This window comes from Protofrankia sp. CiT1 (assembly GCF_917627335.1).
Lineage (GTDB): Bacteria > Actinomycetota > Actinomycetes > Frankiales > Frankiaceae > Protofrankia.
In genome coordinates, this window is the sequence record NZ_CAKJTP010000297.1 from 1 (window position 1) to 1,212 (window position 1,212).

The 1,212-nt window shown below is 63.0% G+C and carries 1 protein-coding gene; it reads right to left on the reverse strand.

What is annotated here, in order from left to right:
• On the reverse strand, positions 1-1,023 hold a 1,023-nt coding region (locus MJ785_RS21795; RefSeq protein WP_239382737.1), incomplete at its 3' end, for a hypothetical protein.
• Positions 1,024-1,212 lie beyond the last annotated feature (189 nt).

Here is a 1,212-nt window from a genome sequence, read left to right on the forward strand (position 1 = left end):
ATCCCAGAGTTTCAGGGCGTCCTCTGTCCGGTCCGGATGGGTGACGAGTTCGGTTGGGTCGTACCAGATGACAACCCGCCGATATTCGGCCGGCGTGAATCCCTCGGCGGCCAGCGTGGGCCAGAAATATCCGGCCGTGAGCCCGTCGACCTCCCTTTGTACCACTGGTTCGACATGGTATTTGAACGTTGAGTCATCGATCTGCCAGGCAGTCCAGTGGTTCACGTCCGCGACACCGAGAAGGACTTCCGAGGGGAGGTCAATACCGATGGCGATCTCGCGGATGAGTTCGGCGCATCTCCCGATACTCGTCTTGTCGATCTCACGATCCAGGCGAAGATGCTGGATCATTGCCAGGATCGCGCCAGGGCCACGCAGGGCGAGGGGTACGACGGAAGAAGGCGATCCTTCGTCGGTCAGCGGTGCGACAAGTGCCCGGGTGAGGGCATCCATGAACGGGTCGCCATTTTCGCTGTCGTCGGACTCGTCGGCCTGCATGATGGTCAATTCGTCGGGGACGAGAAGAATCCCGTTCGTCATCGCCCGTGATTTCGCGGCGGCGCGAATTCCCCGGGACAGCCATAGGAGTTCTTCGCACGGCTCCAGAATGGCCCGTGCCGGGCTGTCGGCCAGTGCGCGCCAGCGGGGATGTGGCTGCCACAGCCGGGCTATGTAGGCGTCCGGGGGCAGCAGCTCCCCTTTTATCGAATGGTCGCTCGGGTCTGCTGGCAGGTCCCGCAGATAGTAGCCCTTGTCCGTGGTGACGATCTCATCGATTGATCTGATTTCCCAGGACTCCCCGACATATGTTTCGTCTCGCCCGAGGAGGTAGCACTCCCCTGGAACGCTCAGGTTGACGGTGTAGGAATTCATAAGCGCGGCGGTCGCCATACGCCCCGATCCCAGCCTGGCCATGGCCGCAGCAGCCGCATCCGCCAGTCCGGCGGGAAGGTCGGTGGCATCTTCGACGGGGATCGGCGGGGCTTTCGGGTCGTCGGTGTAGGCGGCGGCGAACAGCCGCATTCGCGAGCAGGCCCTACCCAGGAATGTATTGGCGTAGTGGATGGGTGGGAGTAGATCCAGGTATTTCCAGGCGTCGGGCTGCCATGGCTGCCGGAGTTGTCGCTGGCGGGCGGTGGCGGGCGAGGATGCGTCTAGTCGCACTCCGGATGCAGTCAGAACACGGCTTGCTCGCTGCTGCTGGGGGGATCG